This is a genomic window from Kocuria sp. APC 4018, from assembly GCF_030407675.1.
In the GTDB taxonomy this organism is placed as follows: Bacteria; Actinomycetota; Actinomycetes; order Actinomycetales; family Micrococcaceae; genus Kocuria; species Kocuria rhizophila.
In genome coordinates this window covers 1-1,812 of the sequence record NZ_JASDCY010000005.1, presented here as the reverse complement: position 1 = coordinate 1,812, position 1,812 = coordinate 1, and the positions used below count along the sequence as shown (strand labels likewise).

Below are 1,812 nucleotides of genomic sequence, written 5' to 3'. Positions count from 1 at the left end.
ACGCCGTCGTCGGCCTCCGGCCCCGCGCCATCCCGCCCGGCGGTCGGCGGTGCCGACTCGAGCGCCCGACCGTCCCCCGCCCCGGCGCCCACGGGCCTCCCCAGGGACAGGTCCACGACGCACTGGTCCATCGCGATCCGGCCCACCACCGGGAAGATCCGGTCCCCGATCCGCACGGGTGCCCCCGTGGCTACGCGCGGGACGCCGTCGGCGTAGCCCAGCGGAACCAGCACGAGCCGGGTGGGGCCCTCGGTGCGGTAGGTGAGTCCGTAGGACACCCCGGCACCGGCCGGCACGTCCTTGACGTTGGCCACCCGGGTCCGCAGGGTCATCGCGGGCACCAGCCCGAACTCCTGCGGGGTGCGGTCCGCGAACGGGCTCAGGCCGTACAGCCCCAGGCCCACGCGCACGGCGTCGAGCAGCATGGCGTCCGGGTCCGGGAGATCGGCCGCGGACAGCAACCCCGGGGTGTTGGCCGCGTGGACCAGCGTGGGGTTCAGACCCGCCTCCCGAGCGGCACGCACCGCGTCCTGGAACGCGGCGAGCTGCTCGGCCGTCTCCGGGCGGGTGGGCTCGTCCGCGACGGCCAGGTGCGTGAAGACGCCCTCCACCGTGAGCAGCCCCTCGCTCTCGGCGCGGCGGACGCGCTCCAGCAGCCGCGGCCACTGCGCGGGGGTGGCGCCGTTGCGGCCCAGCCCGGAGTCGAACTTGAGGTGGACCACCGCGGGCCTGCCGGCCTCCCGGGCGGCGTCCAGGACGAGGTCCAGCTCCCCGCCGCTGAGGCCCAGGCGGACGTCCTGGCTCACCGCGGCGTTGAAGTCCGTGGCCGCGGTGTGCAGCCACGCCAGCACGGGGGCCGTGATGCCCTGCGCGCGCAGGGCCAGCGCTTCCGCCACGTGGGCCGTGCCGAGCATGTGCGCACCGGCCGCGAGCGCCGCCCGCGCCACCTGAGGTGCACCGTGGCCGTACGCGTCCGCTTTGACCACGGCGATCAGCGTGCGGCCCCGGGCGAGATCGAGCAGCCGCCCCACGTTGTGCTGCACCGCGGCAAGGTCCACCACCGCGCTGCGCTCGCTGGGTCCGGCCGCCTGCCGGTTCTGCTCCGAGGTCATCTCACTCACGCCCCCATTGTGCCCCGTGGCCGCCGGTAGGCTGGGCGCGTGCCTCCCGCCTGCCCCGACCGCGTGCTGCTGCTCAGCATGCACACCTCCCCCGTGGACCAGCCGGGCTCCGGGGACGCCGGGGGCATGAACGTCTACGTGTGGCACCTCGCGCGCGCCCTGGCCCAGGCCGGGTGGCTCGTGGACATGGCCACCCTGGACCGAGTCCCCTCCCACGCCGAGGGCGTGCACCCCTCGGACCTCGCACCCGGCATCCGGCTGCTCGCGGTGTCGCTGCCCGGCGCGGGTGCAGCCCCCAAACAGGACCTGCCGCGCTTCGCCGAGCCCTTCGGCCGCGCCCTCGCGCACTTCTACGACGGCCACGACGCCGCGCCGCGCGTGCTGCACGCCCACTACTGGCTGTCCGCGGTGGCGGGGCTCGAGCTCGCCGGGCACCTGCACGCTCCCCTGGTGCTCACCCTGCACACGTCCGCGGCCGCGAAGAACCTGCGCGCCGGAGCGGACGAGGCCCCCGAGCCGCGGGAGCGCGAGGACGCCGAGCGGCGCGTCATCTCCCGCGCGTGCCGCACGGTGGTCAACACCCCGGCGGAGAAGCGTCAGCTCGTGGAGCTGTACGGCGCGGACCCGGCGCGGATCGCGGTGATCCCGCCGGGGGTGGACCCGACCGTGTTCCGCCCCGCGCCACGGGATC

2 protein-coding genes are annotated in these 1,812 nt (G+C 76.1%); one reads left to right on the top strand and one right to left on the bottom strand.

Translation table 11 applies throughout. The features are described 5' to 3' along the window. Window positions 1–1,112, bottom strand: a 1,112-nt coding sequence (gene alr / locus QL985_RS01655; RefSeq protein WP_290147455.1) for an alanine racemase, incomplete at its 3' end; no start/stop codon positions are given. A 48-nt stretch (window positions 1,113–1,160) separates the two neighbouring features. Between alr and QL985_RS01650 the strand changes: the two genes are divergently transcribed. Further along, window positions 1,161–1,812 (top strand): glycosyltransferase (locus QL985_RS01650; protein WP_290147377.1); only part of this gene is annotated, 652 nt, incomplete at its 3' end.